The following is a 19,332-nucleotide window of genomic DNA, read 5'->3' on the forward strand; positions in this document are numbered from 1 at the left end:
ACACCTTTAACGGTAAAAACCAGCTAGAGTTCAACTTGGGTTCAGCTAGCAAGGGCTAATATTTGCATCACTTTATTTCATGTTTTTAACCTAATGATTAGCTATCTAAGAGAGTTGAATGAAGATCCATGACACCAATTTAACTTACGAGACCCTCCCTAGCGTAATGCTTCTACTCGAATCAGTTGCCTTTATGTGGGTCGTCACCCTAATCACTATCGGTATTTTTAGCTGGTTAGCATTAAAGCTATGGCACCTACACTCTTTGCCCAAGTACCTAGCAAAAGAACGCGGCATGCGACAGGCCAAGTTAGTCTTTTGGCTTTGTATGTTAGGCCTATTTTGGAAGCCCCTTTGGGTACTGGCTGTTATTGCCATTGTTACCGACTGGGACCGAGTACAAGAATGGATTAGAGGGACACGCGCATGAAAGAGATAATGCTGCCGTATATTTTTATTGTCTGGTTATTGTTCAAGTTCAAGGTGATAAAGTCTAGGCCACGTAACTATTTTATCAGCGTGTTTGTGGGTTGCTTAATTGCATTCTCACTGTTTTTAGCGCACCGCTTTTATTCACCGGCAGATCTGACCAACTCAACGACGGTAAGAGCTCCCCATGCAATCCTCTCTCCCGCATTCGGGCAGCAGATAGATAAAGTTGCAATCGATCATAACCAGCAGGTAAACAAAGGCGATCTACTCTACACCTTAGTCGATGATAAGGTTAGCAGTGCTATTGATGAAATCAATGCACGTATTAATGAGGTTGAGCGCAGCATAGAAGCAACTGAGGTCAAGCTGGCGCAAGCGCAACGTACTCACCAACGTAAGGCTAATCTTGGCGAGCATGTTAGCGAGCGTGACTTAGAAAACGCAGAGGATAACGTAGAGATCATTAAAGCCGAGCTTAAGGTGCAACACGCTCAGCTTGAGGTGCAATATGCCCAGTTGAGAAAGCAAGAATTTGAGCTTAAGCGGCTCGAAGTACGCGCGCCGTTTGACGGCATGGTCACTCATGTTTATATCGCCGATGGCTCAAGAGTCGGCGCAATGCATCTATGGGATACCGGCCGCAAGTTTGTCGAGATGCGTATTCCCGATCAATCCTTTGCTTATATTCAACCGGGTCAGTTTGCCGAGTTCTATATTGACGCCTATCCAGGCCAAATATTTAGAGCTAGAGTCCACAGCAAGGTTGAAGCGACAGGAGAAGCTCAAGGCGATATTTTACCGCGCGAGCAGATGGTATCGCGTCATATCAACTTAGGCTCCATGCCCATAGGGCGAACCGTTGTGCTTGAGGTCGATGAAGCAACGATGTCCATGTTGCCGATTGGTGCAACTGGCTCTGCATGGATAAGCGCTGACAAGCCATCGTCACTTCTAGGCTTTCTCGATATCATTGGCGGCGCAACCGTGAGGTTAACCGCAGTGAAAGCTTACCTAAATCCACTATAGTGATTTAATACTCCAACAAAAAAGCACAGCTTAAGCTGTGCTTTTTTGTGTAATAAGCCTTATACCAATTAATATAAAGATTTGGTCGCTCAGCGAGAATTTAGCGGCACTGAGACAAGGTCATTAAGTGCTCCTGCTTTAATGACATTCGCTGCATCCATGCAGCTCGCAACGAGTGAAGAGCATAGTGAAACTAGGTTCAAGCTTCCTCTTTTTATCAAGAATCGCAGTATCAGAGCCGCTAAAACTCGCCATTCTGGAGCGCTTTTGGCTGCCTACTTCTGCGTTGAATAACTTCACAAGGGAGCAACCATTCTTTCAGTTATTCGCCTTGAATTAGATTGCCAAAATCGCTCTGAGTAGATCAACTTCTTATACTAATTGGTATTACTTATTTCTTTGAGATCAGCTCTAATATACGTAAGAACAGGTTAATGATCTCCATATAAAGCATGCCACCAAAATCAATCGCTTGATCTAATGTATCACCGTACTTATTCGCACTAGCCCAGAAATAGCCAATATAGCCACACATGCAAGCAGCTACAATCCAGTGAATAGCCTCATGGCTATGGCCAAATATGACTAACCAACTCAGCTCAATCACCAAAATCCAACCAGTGATCACTGCCAGTACCTTGCCAAAATGAATAAATAGATTCGGCATCAGCGTCGCAGTAATAATCATTAATAAGGTAATCGTCGCGGTGTATTGAATCGCGGTTACAATTTCAATGTAGGAGAACTCTTGTAAACACAAGTTAAGCAATAAACCAACGCTTAACGTGAGTATGTTATAGCCTAAAAAGCTATATAATGGCGCCTCATAACGAAACATTATCAGGAAGCCTAGAGTAGAAAATACCAAAAATCCGATCAAAATAAGCCAAGGATTAATAGCATTAATCCACTCAGTCGGGAAGTAAACAACTGTCAGATAGTTAGTGGTAAAACCCCAAATTAGCACTAAACCAATAACTAAGTTGAACACCCGCTTGCTAACGCTTCTATCTTTTAAAAATAGCCCTGATAAATAATGACTCACGCCTGTTTGTGACTTTTCCATGCTACAACTGTTCCTTGCAATAATACGGTAATCACCGCCAAATTCCGCGCAGCATAACCAAGGTTCAGCCACAGCTATAGAAACAAAAAGTCAATTTGCAAAATAGGTCAACAAACAAAGAGTTAACTGGTTATAGCTTATCCAAAACCAACACAATAATAATCAATGGTTTTAGCATGCTATCCGTTACGGCATGACCAAAGCACAACCTTAGGTTCACTAATTTAGATTCACTAACTTAAGCTGTAATACATCGAATAGATCGCTTCCTTATAACGATCGCTATTCTCCATCTGAAAGCTCTATTTCATGCCATACTTCAATATGTATCATCGGCGTTAGTATCACGCTCAGTTGAACTAGTTGAGAATGTAAATATGAGCAAATCACACGACAGTACCCGTAGACAGCCAGACCACGGTAAACAACACTCTGCAGAGTTTGAGCATAAGAAGAAGTTGGGGCAAAACCCGAATGAGCTTCATGTACCCAAGCCCAAAAAAGATCAACATGAGTACCATGAGAGCCCCGAAGAATAGGCACAGACTCCACAACCCCGAAAGCATTAGAAGGGACTGAGGAGTTGATTAGACGAGTTAAGCTGTCTAATACTCAGTGGCGACGATTAAAGAGACCATATTGCTACAGAGCAGTTCGGTAGCGATACAGCTGTTGCTGTTGCTAAATCCTCAGTACTCACTAAAACCTATAACTGCCACCAATATCAGCCCTCAAGCTGATTTATCTTTATCACTCAAAACAATCCAATCGCAGTAACAATCTAATTGAAGGTTAACTGCAGAAAAGTGCTAGAATCGGCGCCAATTAATTTTCCACAGCAAGCATAGGTAATGCAATGAACCCGATTATTGCGATCTTAAAAGAGCACAACGTCAGCGACGAGCAAATTACATCTCTATTTCAGACATTGACTGAAAACCCAATGATGGCAATGGCCACCATTGGCCAGCTAGGTATTGCACCTGAAAAACTACAACAGCTAATGGGTCTTGTGATGCAAAACCCAGCATTGATTAAAGAGGCTGTTGAAGAGCTAGGCTTAGACTTTGCAAAAGTTGAAGCGGCAAAAGCTCAACTGCAAAAGTAATCCGCAATGCCTTGTACAAGTACTACAAGGCATTTTCTCTCCCCCACACAGAAAAATGTCCAGCCAAAATTTGTCGTCATTCCAATAGCTATTCACGTCTCCGCCCTCCTAGATCTCGCACTTACTAAGCCAATAGAAATGACTCATAGATCACGGTTCTGAATGTCATTTAAGCAAAAACCTTGTGCCACAAAAAACATTTGGCTATTTTGCCAAATAACAAATTAATAAACAGATAATACCAAGCGATGACAGAACAAGAGCAACTGAAACTGAATGCCCGCGCAGCTGTACTTAAAGCTTTGGCGCACCCGACTCGCCTATGGCTGGTTGAACAACTACAACAGCAAGAGCGCTGTGTTTGCGAGCTAACAGATGGGGTCAACGCAGATATTTCAACAGTATCCAAACACCTATCACTGCTTCGTCAAGCGGGTATTATCAGTAGCCGTCGTGACGGCAAACAGATCTATTACCGTTTAGAAACCCCCTGCTTATTAAAAATGCTTAGCTGTGTTGAAAGTGTCATTGAGAGAAATGCCGCCCACCACGCAGCATTGGTTTAACGCTTTTATCGTCCCAATACATCTTTACCATGAGGCTCATTATGAAAATTGAAATTCTAGGAAGTGGCTGTAAAAAATGCACTAACTTAGCGACTGAAGTGGAACGAATCGCAACAGAGATGGCGCTACCATTCACCCTCAACAAAGTCACAGACATGGCGGTAATTCTTGATTACGGCGTGATGTCGACACCCGCTATCGTGGTTAATGGTGATGTTGTGATTGCGGGAAAAGTCCCATCAGAACAAGAGATCCAGGACTTACTGAGCACTCACCGTTAATAACCATAAGGCTGGTACTCCCGCCCTAGCTTGAGCCAGCCTCTCTATCTCTATTTATTCATCTATGCGTAAGGTAAGTTTATGTTTACCTGGTTCACCCTATTCGCAGACTGGCTAGTCTACGACTGCTTCGGCCTCTCAAATCAAACCCAAGTCGGTCAAGCGGTGCACTTTTTTGTCGAAGATACCACTAAGATTTTTGCGTTATTGATTGTAATGATTTACGCCATAGGTTGGCTGCGAGCGTCACTCAATGTTGAGCGCGTCCGCGGTTATTTAGCTGGCAAACCCAAGCTTGTCGGCTATGGTTTGGGTTCAGGCTTTGGTGCCATCACTCCGTTTTGCTCATGTTCGAGTATCCCAGTATTTTTAGGCTTTACGTCTGCGGGGATCCCCATAGGCATTACCATGGCCTTTTTACTGACTTCCCCCTTAATTAACGAAGTCGCAGTGTTATTACTGTTTAGCCTATTAGGCTTAGAAATCACCTTACTTTACATCGTTACCGGCATTACTATCGGCATAATTGGTGGGGCAATTCTTGACTTACTCAAGGCTGAACGTTGGTTACAGCCGTTAGCAGCTAAGGCTTATGCTATTGGGCGACAATCAACACAAGAGGCTGCTACGCCACTCAATCATTCACAAAGCACTCATTCACAACATGGGGTGACTTGGCAACAGCGTCACGCTTTTGCTAAATCTGAAACTGGTGAAATTTTTGGTCGTGTTTGGAAGTGGGTCATCATAGGTGTTGGTCTAGGTGCTGCACTACATGGTTTTGTGCCAGCAGGCTGGCTTGAAGCTAACTTAGGCGATGGTCAATGGTGGTCAGTACCTCTAGCAGTACTAATGGGGATCCCTTTATATGCTAACGCCACTGGGGTGATCCCAGTGATGGAAAGCCTACTCGTACAAGGCGTGCCACTGGGTACTACATTGGCATTTTGTATGAGTACGGTTGCCGCAAGCTTTCCTGAGTTTGTCATGTTAAAACAAGTGATGCAGTGGCGCTTATTGGCGATTCTATTTAGCTTACTGCTGGTGTCATTCACTATTATGGGCTGGGTGCTAAACTTAGTTTAATCAAGATTAAAAAGGCCTTGCAAATGACTGTAAGGCCTTTTAGTTCATTGTCTCAATAACAGCTGTAGCTCACAGTTAAGTGCTCACCCGCTGATTATTACTATCAATAATCAACTCACCGTCTTCTTTGCTAAATGGACCCGCTGGCCATTGATCTAGTAGTTCTAGCACAGACTCGCTTGGGCGACATAGTTTAACTCCTTTCGGGCTGCACACTATCGGGCGGTTAACCAAGATTGGGTACTGCAACATCGCCGCTAAAATCTGCTCATCAGAGACATTATCTTCAAGCAAGCCTAGCTATTTGGCCGGAGACTTAGTCACTCTCAACGCCGTTCTTGGCGTTAGCTCTGCCGCAGCAAATAAGCCGAGCAGTTGCGGTTTAGTCCAACCTTGTTGTTGGTAATAAATAATGACAGGAGCATAACCTGCTTGCTGAATCGCTCTGAGCACATTTCTTGATGTACCACACTCAGGGTTATGGTGGATTACTATCATCGCTTATCCCCGATAAAATTGACTTTACTCAGCAGTCCCTTTAAACCATTTAAGTATAAGTTAACTACTCAAAACAGTGGCATCCGATTCACTGCTTTGATTAACCGTAAAAACTTGATCAACTGCACATTTCCTCTCGCCTTGCTTGCGCTGACTCAGCACCTGCGTACAATCCGCGCCAACAATTTATTGTGCTGTATATCGCTGGAAATTTGGTCCAGAAGTCTCTACCACAAGACCTAATCTTGTGACTACAGCTCAATCACCGTCCGCTGCCAAAGGTCTAAATCACTTGGTAGCCCAGTGGTATTCGCCAATAAATTTATTGAATCCTTAGCGTTAAAAAAATTAGCGCATCAATAAACATTAATAAGGCATCACTGTGGCGATCTCTAGCTTACTTCAACGTGCGGGACAGTCCCGCTATATGGAAAACACTTTCCAACTATCTAAGCGCAATGCCAATGTTGGCACCGAGCTTTATGCAGGCTTTATCACCTTCCTAGCCATGAGCTATATTTTGGCGGTGAACCCAGCGATTTTAGGTAGTATTGAGGGAATGGATAAGGGCGCGATCTTTACCGCCACAGCTTTAGCCGCTGCATTAGCCACCCTAATAATGGGGTTCTTCGGTAATTACCCTGTGATGTTAGCGCCCGGTATGAGCATGAACGGCTTCTTCAAGGGCATGCTGGCATCTAGCTCTGTGGCGCTTATTTGGCACGAAGCACTCTTCGGCATCTTCTTATCGGGTATCGTCTATCTGATCTTCTCGATGACCAAAATCCGTAAACAGATGATTGAGTCGATCCCTGAAGATCTTAAGCTCGCCATCACGGTATCATTGGGTCTGTTTATCGCCTTTCTCGGACTTAAAAATGCAGGGATCATCGTAGCTAACCCCGTCATTCTGGTGAGCATGGGGGATATCACCCAGCCACAGGTCGCCATCGCCTTTATCAGCCTATTTGTCGCAGTTGGCTGCATGGTAAGAAATATCAAACTGGCGACCTTTATCGCCTTTATGACCTCGATAACGCTTACCCTTATCAGCGATGCTGTATTAGGCACTCAATACGCACCAATCCCAGAGACTTGGTTCAGCGCCCCACCTAGCATAGAACCGAGCTTTGGTAAGATATTTAACTTCGAGTATCTCACCGTCGATAAACTATTCGATCTGCTGTTTATCGTCATCATCTTCTTTATTGTCGACTTCTTCGATGGTTTATCGACCATTGTCGGCGTAGGCAAAGATGCAGGTATTATCGATAAAGATGGCAATGTGCCTAATGCACGCTCAGCACTGGTCGCTGACGCTGGCGGTACGGTAATTGGTAGTGTTTTAGGTACCACCTCTATCACGGCGTTTTCTGAATCAGGCATCGCCTCGGCGCAAGGCGCCAAGACGGGTCTTGCAGCCGTTGCCACCGCAGGTTTATTCCTGTTAGCCCTGTTCTGTTACCCTGTCTTCTCTATGTTCTCTACCGCTATCGTTGCACCTGCGATGATCGTAGTAGGCATCTACATGATAGGTCGCTTAGGGCACATCAACTGGGATCACAAGCCATCGTGCATTGCCGCCTTCTTCACCATGATGTTCACCATCTTAAGCTTCTCTCCAGCTAACGGCATGGCTATGGGCTTTATCAGTTATGCATTTGCCATGGTTGTGGCGGGGAAAGGACGCGAAGTCCATCCTATCATCTATGGCTTATCACTTATCTTTATCGCTTACTTAGTGATGCTGTAAGGCTTAAGCAATAAGCACTTATTAATCATATTATTGACAAAAGGGCCGAGTGATTTTCACTTGGCCCTTTTGGTATTAATCCTTCACTTTATTAATCCAGTGGCATTTGCGTCATAACTTCTTCCACCAGCAGAGTGAGTTTGCTTAACGTTTGAGGGCGTGCAAAGGAGCTAGTCTTTTCCCGACCAATCGCCACAACCACCTTATCGCGAAGGGGATGCTCATCAGCACCATAACCTTTATGAAAGGCAGGGTTATCATCATAAGAAGAGGCTTATTCTCTGATGCCATCACCAAGGGCGCTTGGCTGTTTACGGTATATGCCCAGTCGGAGAACGACAGTAACCAGAATGCAGCGCTAACAACACAGCTAAGCAGAAGTATGATTCCGCCTCTAGTCAGCAATGTTTTGTTCTTTTTCATCATGACGTTGCCTCTTTGAGCTTCCATGAACGATTAAACAGTGACTTTACCCAACCTCTGTGTAGAGCCAAGTGCACACCCAGCATAGGAATTATGAGATTACCTGACACATGATGCAGCTCAGACCAAAAAGGACTGATGTTAACTGGTAAGCCAATTGCGGGAAGCAAAGATTCTGAAACTAAAAAACCGCTTAAACTAACCAACACAAATGCCAGATACAGCAGCAAATTCCAGATACCACGAAGCCAAGCGCTAATATTAGTAAAGCGGAGCAAGGTTTTAGGAAGGTTCACCCACCACTGCCAGTGCTTAGCCAAATGTACCATCAACACAATAGTAAAAGTTAGGCTCAGCCATTCATGCAGCGAAATACCTGTAACCTGAGGAACACAGATCAGGATAAATGAAATAAATAGCCTGCCATTCAGAGTAATAAGTTTATTCGGTAACCATGCTGGTAGTTTCATGATGCAATTCCAATTTAGTTGACAATATCAACTATCATAAAATTAGTTGACTCTATCAACTAGTTTTACGGTTCTTTACAGATTAACAAACAGCTGGTTTAATCAGCCTCCTTGCCACGGAACCTAAAACAGAGCGATAGCCCATGAATGCAACCCAAAGATTGATGACATTGTTACAGCAATATCGACAGCGAATTCGCGCTGATATTGATGCCGATGACAGCCAGTTAAATGCGATGCATGTCGAGTGCTTACGGATAATTAGTCATCAACAACCTTGCGGTGCCAATCTGATCGCTAACATGCTAGACCGTGACAAGTCTCAAATATCCTTGCTGATTAAAGACATGTTAGCTAAAGGCTGGTTAGTAAGGCAGGATAACCCCACTGATAAACGTAGTAAGTTGCTTTCTTTAACTTCTGAGGGGCTGCAGATTGTCACAAAAGTCAGTCGGGCTGATAGCGAGCTTAACGAGCTGTTACTGCAAGGACTGACAACTCAAGAGCTAGACAGCTTTAATCTGGTTCTCGATAAAATGATTGTGAATCTAAGTCGTTAAAATGATGAATTTGAGTGTTAGCCACAATGAATGCATTCAAAGCCAATCTAAGCGGCTGGATTACCATAGTAATAAGCTGAACGAAGCGCATAAAAAAGGGCCGTAAAATACGGCCCTTTTGTTTTAGCTGATAAAATCTAGCAGGTTGGCTCTAAAAAGCTCACCTTCACCAACGAAACTTTGAAGTCATCGGCTTCGACAATTTCAAACTTCAGCTTGGCAAACTCAATTACATCACTCACCTTGGGAATAGTTGAGTTTAAGGTTAACAATAAGCCTGCAACGGTAATGTACTCCTGCTGCTTATCGATTAAGCCTATGGTCTCTAGACGAGATTCTAAGTCGTGCAGTGAAGTCGAGCCCTTAACTAACCAGCCGTCATTACAGGCGCTGATCTCAGGGATTTCACCAATATCAGGGAACTCACCCACAATCGACTCAAGCAAGTCGTGTAGAGTCACGATACCTTGAATGCTACCAAACTCGTCTGCAAGCACAGCCATGCCTGCACGAGACTCTCTAAAACCATCGAGTAGACGGATAACATTGATGCTATCTGGAACAATATACGCAGAAAAGCCTGCAGCGATATCCGCTAATGTTTCACCCGCTTCAATACCAAAGAGTAGATCTTTACTGCGTACGATACCGACTAAGTTATCGAGTGAGCCATTACAAACAGGGAATATTTGATGACGGCTTGTCTTGATAACCTCTTTGATCTTATCGGTGCTATCTTCGGTATTTAACCAAACGATTTCAGTTCTTTGGGTCATAACGGTACGTACATTTCGCTCTGACAATGATAAAACACCGGTAACCATCTCACGCTCTGCATCACCAAAACTTACCGGTGCTGGTTCAGTACCTTCGTCGTCATCGTGTTGATTGTAGTGCTTGTTGCCCATCAACCTAAAAATGGCTTCAGTTGTGCGCTGGCGTAGCGGTACTCGCTCTGCATGCTTGGCATGGCTTGAGCTGATCATTTGGTTAAACATCTCAATCAATAGTGAGAAACCAATTGCAGCGTACAAGTAACCCTTAGGAATATGGAAACCAAAACCTTCAGCCACAAGAATAAAGCCAATCATCAATAGGAAGCTTAAACACAAGACGATGACGGTAGGGTGAGCATTAACAAAGTTAGTGATCGACTTAGAGGCTAATAGCATAACAATCATCGACACAATGACCGCAATCATCATCACCGCTAAGCTATCGACCATACCCACAGCAGTAATAATTGAATCTAATGAGAACACCGCATCTAAGGCAAGGATTTGCGCAATGATCACACCAAAACTTGCGTAGACATTAGCACCTTGTTGCTGATGCATGTCTCCTTCAAAGCGTTCATGTAGCTCATGTGTCGCTTTAAATAGCAGGAACAAACCGCCAATGATTAAGATCAGATCTCGGGTTGAGAAGCTTAGCTCGTAAATACTGAACAGAGGCTGGGTTAATGTGACCAACCAAGACACTATGCTCAATAGACCTAATCGCATAATAAGTGCGAGCGACAAGCCTATGGTTCTTGCTTTATCTCTTTGTTCAGGTGGGAGTTTTTTTACTAAAATAGCAATAAAGACTAGGTTATCGATACCCAGTACGATTTCGATAATAATTAGGGTAATTAAGCCAATCCATATTTGTGGTTCAAGCAAAAATTCCATCGTGTTTTTTTATTTTCCAAAACTGTCGCCTATGCTCCAGTCTGGTCAATAGCTCCTAAAATTTAACGCATTAAAATTAATTAGGTGCATTTATATTGGAGAAACCGGAAAATCTATAATTAATTAAATTTTAACTTTGGAAAATGTAGGTTTAATGAGGTGAGTGCTGAGTCAATTTGTATGACTCTAGAACTAAAACAGCTTCCCTCTCTGGTTTATACCTTGGGCAGTTCATAACAGCGACTCCCCAAAGGTATGCAGAAAAGCAAATTAAAGGTTAATCGCAAGATGAGCTGTATTGATTTAGCTCGATGAGGCCTCTAAGTATAATGCCGTGGTAGCGGGCTTGGATCAGTTGATAATCCATCTCTGGGGCAAAGTAGTAGGTCACCTCTTCGGAGCCAGTTTGCTTAACTGGAATTAAGCTTAGCTCGCCAAAGGGGGCAATATTCTTTGTCAGTGGTTGTTGCACATAGAACTGGTAAGGTTCAATTGCATCTGAAGCCTGTCTGATTAAACGAAATTGTTTTCGACCTTGGAGCAGGTATTCACGAATTTGAATCGCCAAGGTATCAACATCTCGCAGCGCAGCGTCATCTGAGCTGTAATTTTCAATATCCCCATCGACATCGACCATAGACACACGACCGTTATCACTAAAGCTGGCCTGCATATCTCGGGCGCGAAAGCCTGTCACCTTCTGATGAAACTTTTCAGTTATCCACTCATCACTGATATTCGACCAAGCTAGCTCTGCACGTTGCTGATACTGAGTGCCTATGCCTAAGATGCTGGCCTGACTGTTTGAGGTCACCACTGCGGTTTTACCAGACCAAGTCTCGGTTCGACTCATAGTGCCAGTATGGATCCCACTGAGGTAAATATCATAGTCGGCACTGCGGCTACACTGCTCAGGCCCTTGCTGCGATATTTTTTGACCAGAGGCCTCGACAGCGTAAGCGCCGTGACTCAGCACTAATATAGAAGCGAGTATAGAAGCGAGTACAGGAGCTAGCCCTAGCGCTTTTATAGGGAGACGCTTAGACACACAAACGAATAATCTCACCATAATTAGAAGACTTCGTTTACATTGAGATAGAAGTTCGTTTCGTTCTCGCCCACACCAATGTCGAGACGTAAGTTAATATTATCTTTGATTTTAAACCGGAAACCTGTGCCGTATGAGGTCAACAACTCTTCATTAAGGTCGCTAACTTTAGACGCCACGCTGCCAACCCCACCCCAAAACACCATGCCATAGCGCTGGAAGATAGGCAGGCGGTATTCTACTTGGCCCATCATCATCTGTTTATCACGGTAGCGGCCCTTAATATAACCACGCATCGCGCCTGAACCGCCTAGATCAGGCAACATATTCCAAGGTACATCGCCATCGGTAAAGTGCCCCTGAACTTGCCATGCGATAAGCCCCGGCGCCGAACTCAACAGCGAGGTTGAGCTCAGATCGATATAGTTAGCTAGCTCAAGATCATAAGTCGAAAAGCTTGAATACTCGTCGTTTTGATAAAGGCCAGCATCGATTTGGAACAACCAACCTTTGGTGGCATTTAAACGATAATCGCGGGAATCATAGATGCTAGTCACCACCACACCAGAGCTAAAATTGTTTGGCAAAATATCGGCTGAATCCACAGGTATACCTGTTTCAACCAGCTTTAATTTTTCAGCACTGGCGTAGGTAAAATCCGCCCCAACACCTAGAAAGTAGTTGTCTGCAACCTCAGTCATCCAGCGCGGCTTGAAGCTATATAATTGCTCCTCGAACTCATGATGATTAGCGTCAATATTGCCCTGCTCTATGCCCTGACCGTAATAAACCGCGGCTTCGTTGTGCAGCTCTAACCCTAGCTGTAAACGCTGCTTACCACCGTTGAAGAAGGTCATGTTTTCAACTTCAACACCGTAAGAGTTATTCATCGAAATAAAGGAATTCAATACCAAAGATGACGGCTGCTCATCGCTCGCTGCTCCATCGGTTTTATATAGCCCCACCATTAACAATCCCACGCCAAACTTCTTCTCTGGTGTGTAATAAGCCGTTGGTAAGTAACTCATATCGATGGGCTTGCTCTGATCAAACTCACCGTCAGCACCAAACACTGACAAGATGTCATCGACCCAAGTCGGCTGCATATCTTTAGGGGTGTCAAACAGAGGTTCAACTGCAGCAGCTTGATTCGAAAGTGCCAAAAGAGTTAACAATAAAATCCGTTTCATAAATGCTCGAATTAATAGTGAAGAATGGGGTGTTGTAGGCGATATACTGTGAAAAAAACGTGATTAGTCAGCTAGCAATTCACCGAGCTGCGCATTTTACCATTTGAATACTATTCAACAATGACTTTTTTTGATTAAGGAATAACCAGCCATTAATCCACAAATAACTTGTTAACTTAATTATAGAAACAGCCAAGCTCTCTCAAAGGTAGAGCTTGGCTATCGTCTTTGCACTCGCTATCTACGCACTCTTACTCAGGGATTCTGGCTGCAAGTACTTGGCTATATCCACCTCGTTGATCTGTGCCGGTGCGAGAAATTTATTAGCGTATTCCAGATAGATCCCACTAGAGAGGAACAGCTTGAAAATATCCATATCTAAGTGCTCATCGAGCGCCATCTTATGCAATATATCGATAGCAACGCTAAGAGGTTTAGCCTTCTTATAGGGTCTATCGGCCGCTGTTAACGCCTCAAAAACATCGGCAATGACCAAGATCCGTTCAGGGATCGACAGATCTTCGGCGCTGAGTTTACGTGGATAGCCCGTGCCTTTTAAGGTTTCATGGTGAGTCGAAGCATAACGCGGCACCCTTGCAAGCTCTGGCGGGAACGGTAAGTTCTCCAACATCTTAATGGTACTGGTGACATGCTCATTAATCTTAAACCTGTCTTCTGCGGTCAAGGTACCGCGGGAGATAGTGAGGTTATAGAGTTCACCCAAGTTATATTGATGCTCAGGGATCGCCATCTTAATACCAAACTTAGGGTCAAACTCTACCTTATTGATCCGCTTGATGATGTGCTCAGGCTTATCTCTTAACAGTGGCTCAGTGACCGGATAATTCACTTCGACGCGTTGTTCACTTAGATTGAGCTCCTCCACAGGAGAGAGGCCAAGCCTATCATCGAAGTGACGTTGCCAGGTCGTCTTAGCAAGCTGAGCCAAGCGATCTTTAGCCTCCTGCCCCATAAACTCGCCCCCGACATTAGCCTTGGCAATAAACTCAAAATCAGCGAGTAACTGAGCTCGCCTTTCAGTCAGTTCGGCAAGATAAAACTCATTGGACTCATCCCCAGAGGAGCTTCGCTTAAGATAATCAATCTCGGCATCACGCCATAACACCTCAAAGCGCATCCGCACTTCGTGAATTCGGTTATATACCGCTTCGAGCTTAGTGCCCTTATCGACAATATATTCGGGAGTCGTGATCTTGCCGCAATCGTGGAGCCAAGCCGCGATTCTAAATTCTCGGTGTTCATCGGCCGAATGAAACTTAAAGTCTTTAAAAGGAGCCTGTTCAGACTGCTCAACCGCCTGAGCCAACATCAAACCCAGCTCAGGCACACGGTTACAGTGGCCTGCTGTGTAGGGGGACTTATCATCGATCGCTTGCGCAATGAGCTTGATAAAGGATTCCATCAACTCCTTTTGGTTCTCTTCATGGGCCTTAATCGAACTCGACATCTCCATCATGGAGTGTGCCAACTCATCCAGTTCTTTAATGTTAGTTTCGACCCGCTTCACCTCATCGTATTGACGGTTTTTGATCTTGTCATTTTCGATGGCCAGCAATTTTACCGGACGAATAATTGGCGATGAGAACAACCAAGATACCGGCAAGATAATCAATAAACAGATACTGGTGAGCAGAATCGATTGCTGTACCTTTTCGACACTTGTTGCCAGTAGCTGCTTGGTTGGTACCACAATGGCAAAATACTCTTGCCTCCCCACAGAAGCGTCACCAAAAGGAGTCACATACAGAAACTCCTCGACACCATTTAACTCACGGCGGATCAATCTATTCTGATAACTCGGATCTCGAGCTATATCGATAAGCGCCTCAAAGGGAACGGTTCCCTGAGTCTGTAGGGTCTGTTTCACTCCCTCGCCAAACCACTTAGATCTTAATGCTCGGTTTTGCTCTGGAGTGATATTGGCAAGCGCTAGATTTATCACCTCAATAATGGCCGAGTCTTGACTTGGCATCACAACATGTAAAGCCGTATTGAGTTCTACCGGTGAAAAGTCGATCTGCTCATGGTACTGAATATGTTCAACAAAAAACTGGTTAGCCGTGTAATGCAAAATAATACTGCTATCGAGGGCAGCATAAACCTCGCCCTCTTCAACCGCATGTAGTATCTCGTAAGTAGAGGCCATCTCTACTATCTCAATTTGTGGATAGTTTTTTCGAATGACTTCGACAATCGACCAACCGCTAGGAATAGCAACTTGCTTACCATTTAACTGCTCAATATGAGTAATTTCAGCCACCCCTTGCTGGGTAACCAAGGCATAAGGAAGTTCAAGAAACGGCTCACTAAACTCACCGAGTAAGCTGGTCTCTTCGGTTTTAATCACAGAGTGCAGCATATCGAGCTCACCGGCTTTATAGTTTTCGGTCAACTCTTTCCAACTAAAACCGTTGATATAGCGCAGTTCTAAACCTGTCATATCTGCAACTAGGTTTAATAAGTCGACACTATAACCTTGGGGCATACCTGAAATAGCGAAATCGATCGGGGCCCAATCGGTTTCATTAGACACCAACAATGGCTCAGTGTTTTCTACCAAGGCTCGCTGTTTTGCAGTGAGGGCTAGCGGTTTAGATTCAGGTATTTCAACACCTATCTTTCTATCTTGGTTCGATGCGATCAACTCGCCACTCTGCTTATAAAGATAGATTTTTTTATCATCAAACCTCTTTGCACCTCCTCCCTGCATAAGCAGATAATCAGACATGCTTGAAAGCGCAATATCTAAGGCGAGCACCGCCCCTGAGTCAGCTAACTTTATCGAATAAGTTTGACCAGGCGATTGTAGATGTTGGAACAGGTACGGCTCAGTCTTAGAAACGGATTGGATATCGGCATTAACAAACCAGGGTCTGACTCTGGCATCATATTCGCTCGGCTCGGAATGGGTAACTCGTAGATTAAACTGTTCATCGAGGTAGGACTGCTCTCTTTGACGTCCCGCTCCCTCGCCGCTAATTGTGATAACCACCCAGCGATCTAAGTGAGAGGCATTAAGCTGCTTCCTGATATTCGGATTCGCATCCAAATTGATCAGTTCATAGAAGTCGCCATTGGGCATGCCTATATAGATGGCATAAAACAATGAATTAATTTCCATAACATCAGCAAATGCCTGCCTAACCTCTGGGTTAAAGGCATCATCGATGACGATATCATCAAAATTTGAAAGTAAGCGAGTGATATTAATCGCCCGATTATCGACTTGGGTAAGGTAGCTGCTGGTATTGTTAGCTGTGTGATTGTAGAGCTTGAGGGCGGCATCCGTGGCCATATTTTTGCTAAAGTAATACTGCAAACTGATGGCTATAGCAGCGGTTAAAATAGTGGCTAAGATAAAGATCCCCACCACAGTCACGCGAATGGTAAATCGCTGGTTAGTTACCTTGCCCAAGCTACCCATAGTACTCCAACTCTGTTATTCAATCCTTGAAAGGGGCATTTTATAACAGAGTTGCAACAAGTCAACGCAAAGCCCTAGCATTACACATTGAAGTTAGAAGAGAAATTGCTGTTTATAACTAGCATAAACTTCATTTGAGCATACTCTGGCGATTCAATTTTTAGTGTTATCCAAACAGCTAGTCTATGCTTGAGCGTGATAATTCAACTAAGGAAGCTAGATAGGGACTGTCTATGATTAACAACAAACTATTTGGAGTTTTGCTTTTATGCATAACTTTTAATGAAGCGTGGGCAACTAATTTCACAAATCCAACCACATCAAAAGGTCAAAAGTGTGTATCAGTAAAAACTTTAGAGACCAAAGAAGTAAAGCCTGGCTCATACAATATCGATATTGAAATTATTGGCCACTGCATCGAAAAAATGAATGTAAAGGTTTGCCCTTCGCAAACTGGAAAAGGTTGTAAATTTTACGAATTACCTCGTGGCGAGCGAATTAAAACTCAACTAAGCATTCAAAATGAAACTCCTGATATGTATTATAAATGGGGATTTTACGATACCTCTACGACTCCCTCTGATCAGGCTAGCGGCCCAAATTGGAATTATATTGAGGCGGCCTATTTATCAGCCGATATCGACGGTTTAGATCAAAGTGTTAAGCCTAAAGGCTACGGCGTAATAGGGTCAACATTAGTAGGTGATAATGTCATTTTAAGTGTTGCTTACAATACGGTTTCCGAGGATGTTGAAGTATTAGGGCTCCATATCGATGCCACTATAAAGCAAGCTTCAGCTACTATCGGGTATCGTTATGGAGCGAACGACACAACAGATCTATTCGTTATGGCATCATATCTATATGGGGAGGTTGGAGGCTCTTGGGAGGGAAATAGTGAGTCCTACGATGATAACGGTTACGGATTAGGAGTTGGAGTTCGCTCTATGGTCACAGAGTCATTTGAGGCGTCAGCAACAATCGCTCGAGCCGAAATAGATAGTCAATCTGAAACTACCTTTGCGGTGTCCGCTTATTACCATTTCAATAAACAGTTTGCCATCGGAGCAGGCTACACAAAAGCGGATGATGTTGATATGTATAATGCGAGCGTAAGAGTCTCATTTTAAATGGCACTATCTAATTAATGAGGGCAAAGTAAACAGGTTACTTTGCCCTCTGAACTCACTTCCCTCGAACTGAATAACAAGTCTTCACTACCAACCTAAAGTTGTCCTCTGTTTCATCACAACTACAGCATTACTTTATATCTAACACTGCCAATTTCCGCTTTTGGTGCCTATATAATTAAGCTACTATCGCGCCGTTGAATCACGAGCCCGAAACTATGACTGTTTAGCCGTGTTCAACATTCTTATCACGAGGAATAATAATGCTAGCTGTAAATGAGTATTTTGAGGGTCAGGTAAAGTCTATTTCTTTTGCTGGTGCAGACAAACCAGCATCTGTGGGCGTAATGGAAGTGGGTGATTATGAGTTTGGTACCGCAGCGCCAGAAGTGATGCAAGTGATCTCAGGTGCGTTAACGGTGATGCTGCCTGGCCAAACCGAGTGGCAAACCTTTAACGCGGGTGAGCAGTTTGATGTTATCGGCAATGCTAAGTTCCAAGTCAAGGTTGAGACCCAAACTGCTTACCTTTGCATCTACGGCTAATTGAATATTTAACTCAGCGGTTAAACAAGTTAGCAGTTAAACAAGTCAACCATCCATCGATTGCCTTATCAGTCATGCACTGAACAGCCTAACATGGATGGTTTTTTGTCTGCTAAAGCACTTTACAAAGGCACCCACTGCACTAACTGCCCAGCAGTTTTCATTGCAAAATCTCGCTTAATCAGACTTCCCGCAGGGTCGAATAACAATAACTCCGCAGAGTCGGCTCGATAAGTCGCTATTAATTTGTCTCCCTCTGGCGTCCCCATTCTTGCAATCAGAAAATACACCTGCTCACCTAGGTAGTCTCGGGCTTCATTCATCTGCTCTGTTTGGCTATTACTCACTGCAAGCCCAGGGTCATATACAAAAACAATCGCTGGCTTACCCGTACCGATCTCTTCATGGGTCGCTTTAAACCCTTTTGGCATAACCATGACGAGAGCCGCGAACAAAAGCACTATCGAAGTGACGATTACGAAAACGATCAAAGGCTTACGTCGGCTCGACTTTGAATTTAGTGTATCCAAGGTACAAATCCCTCTTATAACAATTGAAGTACATAAAAAATACTCCCCACTATAATGAATGAACCTGAGTCCTAGATTAAAAATCATTAAATTTCCGCATTTATAAGCGCTCGACCACCGTGCCACCTTAATTACCTATAATAAAAGCATTACCCATCTATATATTATTACCGCACTAACAACAAACGCACCTAATACAAGCTAATAAAAAATGCAACAGCCTAAAACAAGAAAACCAAATAGTATTTACCGATAATTCAAACCTATTTAAACCATCTATCTAAAATAAGAAAAAACGCATAAACAAACCTACTAGTAAATATAATAAATCTAGCGTTTAACACGATAGCCGCGCCACTTTCCATCACGCCACAACCACCAACAAAACCTTAACATGAGGTATTCAAAAAAGATAGAATAAAAAATAGACAACACTAATTTAGAACAACAACTTATACGCAAAACCCAGCCACGACAACACCCACAGCTACCACTATAGTTA

Annotated in this window: 20 protein-coding genes and 1 riboswitch; of the genes, 11 read left to right on the top strand and 9 right to left on the bottom strand. The window is 43.7% G+C overall.

Annotation, left to right across the window (positions count from 1 at the left end; genetic code table 11):
- Window positions 1-118: 118 nt before the first annotated feature.
- Both K5Q92_RS21530 and K5Q92_RS21535 read left to right on the top strand, forming a co-directional pair.
- A complete protein-coding gene (locus K5Q92_RS21530) occupies window positions 119-430 on the top strand; it encodes an Mg2+ and Co2+ transporter (protein WP_220770920.1) in 312 nt (103 codons plus the stop codon).
- Complete coding sequence (locus K5Q92_RS21535) at window positions 427-1,458, top strand: HlyD family secretion protein (RefSeq protein WP_220770921.1); 1,032 nt, start codon at window positions 427-429, stop codon at window positions 1,456-1,458. The genes K5Q92_RS21530 and K5Q92_RS21535 overlap by 4 nt, the downstream gene beginning before the upstream one ends.
- Before the next feature lie 391 nt (window positions 1,459-1,849).
- Here K5Q92_RS21535 and K5Q92_RS21540 read toward each other — a convergent pair whose 3' ends face one another.
- A complete protein-coding gene (locus K5Q92_RS21540) occupies window positions 1,850-2,524 on the bottom strand; it encodes a Bax inhibitor-1 family protein (protein WP_220770922.1) in 675 nt (224 codons plus the stop codon).
- Between the two features lie 377 nt (window positions 2,525-2,901).
- On the opposite strand from K5Q92_RS21540, the gene K5Q92_RS21545 reads away from it, so the two are divergent.
- The 5 genes from K5Q92_RS21545 to K5Q92_RS21565 all read left to right on the top strand — a co-directional run bounded on the left by K5Q92_RS21545 (window position 2,902) and on the right by K5Q92_RS21565 (window position 5,565).
- Window positions 2,902-3,063, top strand: coding sequence for a hypothetical protein (locus K5Q92_RS21545; RefSeq protein WP_220770923.1), 162 nt, complete (start codon window positions 2,902-2,904; stop codon window positions 3,061-3,063).
- Between the two features lie 317 nt (window positions 3,064-3,380).
- A complete protein-coding gene (locus tag K5Q92_RS21550) occupies window positions 3,381-3,632 on the top strand; it encodes a DUF2999 family protein (RefSeq protein ID WP_220770924.1) in 252 nt (83 codons plus the stop codon).
- A gap of 248 nt (window positions 3,633-3,880) precedes the next feature.
- On the top strand, window positions 3,881-4,198 hold the full coding sequence (locus K5Q92_RS21555; protein ID WP_220770925.1) for a metalloregulator ArsR/SmtB family transcription factor: 318 nt from the start codon (window positions 3,881-3,883) through the stop codon (window positions 4,196-4,198).
- Window positions 4,199-4,239: 41 nt separating this feature from the next.
- Window positions 4,240-4,479 carry a thioredoxin family protein gene (locus tag K5Q92_RS21560; protein WP_220770926.1) on the top strand — a complete coding sequence of 80 codons (240 nt, stop codon included), beginning with the start codon at window positions 4,240-4,242 and terminating at the stop codon, window positions 4,477-4,479.
- A gap of 81 nt (window positions 4,480-4,560) precedes the next feature.
- Window positions 4,561-5,565, top strand: coding sequence for a permease (locus K5Q92_RS21565; RefSeq protein WP_220770927.1), 1,005 nt, complete (start codon window positions 4,561-4,563; stop codon window positions 5,563-5,565).
- Window positions 5,566-5,640: 75 nt separating this feature from the next.
- On the opposite strand, the gene K5Q92_RS24460 is transcribed toward K5Q92_RS21565, so the two are convergent.
- Both K5Q92_RS24460 and K5Q92_RS24465 read right to left on the bottom strand, forming a co-directional pair.
- Window positions 5,641-5,859, bottom strand: a complete 219-nt coding sequence (locus K5Q92_RS24460; protein ID WP_308443606.1) for an ArsC/Spx/MgsR family protein — start codon at window positions 5,857-5,859, stop codon at window positions 5,641-5,643.
- Between the two features lie 6 nt (window positions 5,860-5,865).
- Window positions 5,866-6,063, bottom strand: coding sequence for a hypothetical protein (locus tag K5Q92_RS24465; protein ID WP_308443607.1), 198 nt, complete (start codon window positions 6,061-6,063; stop codon window positions 5,866-5,868).
- A 174-nt stretch (window positions 6,064-6,237) separates the two neighbouring features.
- Window positions 6,238-6,337, top strand: a riboswitch (purine riboswitch).
- Window positions 6,338-6,445: 108 nt separating this feature from the next.
- On the opposite strand from K5Q92_RS24465, the gene K5Q92_RS21575 reads away from it, so the two are divergent.
- Window positions 6,446-7,816: an NCS2 family permease gene (locus K5Q92_RS21575; RefSeq protein ID WP_220770928.1), complete on the top strand. Its 1,371-nt coding sequence runs from the start codon at window positions 6,446-6,448 to the stop codon at window positions 7,814-7,816.
- 422 nt (window positions 7,817-8,238) lie between these two features.
- On the opposite strand, the gene K5Q92_RS21580 is transcribed toward K5Q92_RS21575, so the two are convergent.
- On the bottom strand, window positions 8,239-8,709 hold the full coding sequence (locus tag K5Q92_RS21580) for a DUF4405 domain-containing protein (protein ID WP_220770929.1): 471 nt from the start codon (window positions 8,707-8,709) through the stop codon (window positions 8,239-8,241).
- A gap of 143 nt (window positions 8,710-8,852) precedes the next feature.
- On the opposite strand from K5Q92_RS21580, the gene K5Q92_RS21585 reads away from it, so the two are divergent.
- A complete protein-coding gene (locus tag K5Q92_RS21585) occupies window positions 8,853-9,269 on the top strand; it encodes a MarR family winged helix-turn-helix transcriptional regulator (RefSeq protein ID WP_220770930.1) in 417 nt (138 codons plus the stop codon).
- Between the two features lie 137 nt (window positions 9,270-9,406).
- Here K5Q92_RS21585 and K5Q92_RS21590 read toward each other — a convergent pair whose 3' ends face one another.
- From K5Q92_RS21590 to K5Q92_RS21605, 4 genes are all read right to left on the bottom strand, one after another.
- Window positions 9,407-10,942 carry a TerC family protein gene (locus K5Q92_RS21590; protein ID WP_220770931.1) on the bottom strand — a complete coding sequence of 512 codons (1,536 nt, stop codon included), beginning with the start codon at window positions 10,940-10,942 and terminating at the stop codon, window positions 9,407-9,409.
- Between the two features lie 277 nt (window positions 10,943-11,219).
- The gene (locus K5Q92_RS21595; protein ID WP_220770932.1) at window positions 11,220-12,011 is read right to left on the bottom strand and encodes a hypothetical protein; all 792 of its coding nucleotides are present in this window, start codon (window positions 12,009-12,011) and stop codon (window positions 11,220-11,222) included.
- A 2-nt stretch (window positions 12,012-12,013) separates the two neighbouring features.
- A complete protein-coding gene (locus K5Q92_RS21600) occupies window positions 12,014-13,180 on the bottom strand; it encodes a BamA/TamA family outer membrane protein (protein ID WP_220770933.1) in 1,167 nt (388 codons plus the stop codon).
- A gap of 241 nt (window positions 13,181-13,421) precedes the next feature.
- Complete coding sequence (locus K5Q92_RS21605; RefSeq protein ID WP_220770934.1) at window positions 13,422-16,625, bottom strand: HD domain-containing phosphohydrolase; 3,204 nt, start codon at window positions 16,623-16,625, stop codon at window positions 13,422-13,424.
- Between the two features lie 233 nt (window positions 16,626-16,858).
- Here K5Q92_RS21605 and K5Q92_RS21610 point away from each other — a divergent pair, with 233 nt between their 5' ends.
- Window positions 16,859-17,755 (top strand): porin family protein, encoded by an 897-nt coding sequence (locus tag K5Q92_RS21610; protein WP_220770935.1) that lies wholly within the window; start codon window positions 16,859-16,861, stop codon window positions 17,753-17,755.
- A gap of 263 nt (window positions 17,756-18,018) precedes the next feature.
- A complete protein-coding gene (locus K5Q92_RS21615) occupies window positions 18,019-18,300 on the top strand; it encodes a pyrimidine/purine nucleoside phosphorylase (protein WP_220770936.1) in 282 nt (93 codons plus the stop codon).
- 122 nt (window positions 18,301-18,422) lie between these two features.
- Here K5Q92_RS21615 and K5Q92_RS21620 read toward each other — a convergent pair whose 3' ends face one another.
- Window positions 18,423-18,830, bottom strand: a complete 408-nt coding sequence (locus K5Q92_RS21620) for a hypothetical protein (protein WP_220770937.1) — start codon at window positions 18,828-18,830, stop codon at window positions 18,423-18,425.
- Window positions 18,831-19,332: the final 502 nt, after the last annotated feature.

It is taken from the genome of Shewanella sp. MBTL60-007, assembly GCF_019654915.1.
Classification (GTDB): Bacteria; Pseudomonadota; Gammaproteobacteria; order Enterobacterales; family Shewanellaceae; genus Shewanella.

What these genes read in the sequence shown, in the direction of transcription:
- K5Q92_RS24465 (WP_308443607.1), bottom strand. Translation starts at nt 6,063, where the DNA reads ATGATAGTAATCCACCATAACCCTGAGTGTGGTACATCAAGAAATGTG.
- K5Q92_RS21605 (WP_220770934.1), bottom strand. Translation starts at nt 16,625, where the DNA reads ATGGGTAGCTTGGGCAAGGTAACTAACCAGCGATTTACCATTCGCGTG.
- K5Q92_RS21550 (WP_220770924.1), top strand. Translation starts at nt 3,381, where the DNA reads ATGAACCCGATTATTGCGATCTTAAAAGAGCACAACGTCAGCGACGAG.
- K5Q92_RS21580 (WP_220770929.1), bottom strand. Translation starts at nt 8,709, where the DNA reads ATGAAACTACCAGCATGGTTACCGAATAAACTTATTACTCTGAATGGC.
- K5Q92_RS21590 (WP_220770931.1), bottom strand. Translation starts at nt 10,942, where the DNA reads ATGGAATTTTTGCTTGAACCACAAATATGGATTGGCTTAATTACCCTA.
- K5Q92_RS21555 (WP_220770925.1), top strand. Translation starts at nt 3,881, where the DNA reads ATGACAGAACAAGAGCAACTGAAACTGAATGCCCGCGCAGCTGTACTT.
- K5Q92_RS21535 (WP_220770921.1), top strand. Translation starts at nt 427, where the DNA reads ATGAAAGAGATAATGCTGCCGTATATTTTTATTGTCTGGTTATTGTTC.
- K5Q92_RS21615 (WP_220770936.1), top strand. Translation starts at nt 18,019, where the DNA reads ATGCTAGCTGTAAATGAGTATTTTGAGGGTCAGGTAAAGTCTATTTCT.
- K5Q92_RS21560 (WP_220770926.1), top strand. Translation starts at nt 4,240, where the DNA reads ATGAAAATTGAAATTCTAGGAAGTGGCTGTAAAAAATGCACTAACTTA.
- K5Q92_RS21565 (WP_220770927.1), top strand. Translation starts at nt 4,561, where the DNA reads ATGTTTACCTGGTTCACCCTATTCGCAGACTGGCTAGTCTACGACTGC.
- K5Q92_RS21610 (WP_220770935.1), top strand. Translation starts at nt 16,859, where the DNA reads ATGATTAACAACAAACTATTTGGAGTTTTGCTTTTATGCATAACTTTT.
- K5Q92_RS21545 (WP_220770923.1), top strand. Translation starts at nt 2,902, where the DNA reads ATGAGCAAATCACACGACAGTACCCGTAGACAGCCAGACCACGGTAAA.
- K5Q92_RS21585 (WP_220770930.1), top strand. Translation starts at nt 8,853, where the DNA reads ATGAATGCAACCCAAAGATTGATGACATTGTTACAGCAATATCGACAG.
- K5Q92_RS21600 (WP_220770933.1), bottom strand. Translation starts at nt 13,180, where the DNA reads ATGAAACGGATTTTATTGTTAACTCTTTTGGCACTTTCGAATCAAGCT.
- K5Q92_RS21530 (WP_220770920.1), top strand. Translation starts at nt 119, where the DNA reads ATGAAGATCCATGACACCAATTTAACTTACGAGACCCTCCCTAGCGTA.
- K5Q92_RS21595 (WP_220770932.1), bottom strand. Translation starts at nt 12,011, where the DNA reads ATGGTGAGATTATTCGTTTGTGTGTCTAAGCGTCTCCCTATAAAAGCG.
- K5Q92_RS21540 (WP_220770922.1), bottom strand. Translation starts at nt 2,524, where the DNA reads ATGGAAAAGTCACAAACAGGCGTGAGTCATTATTTATCAGGGCTATTT.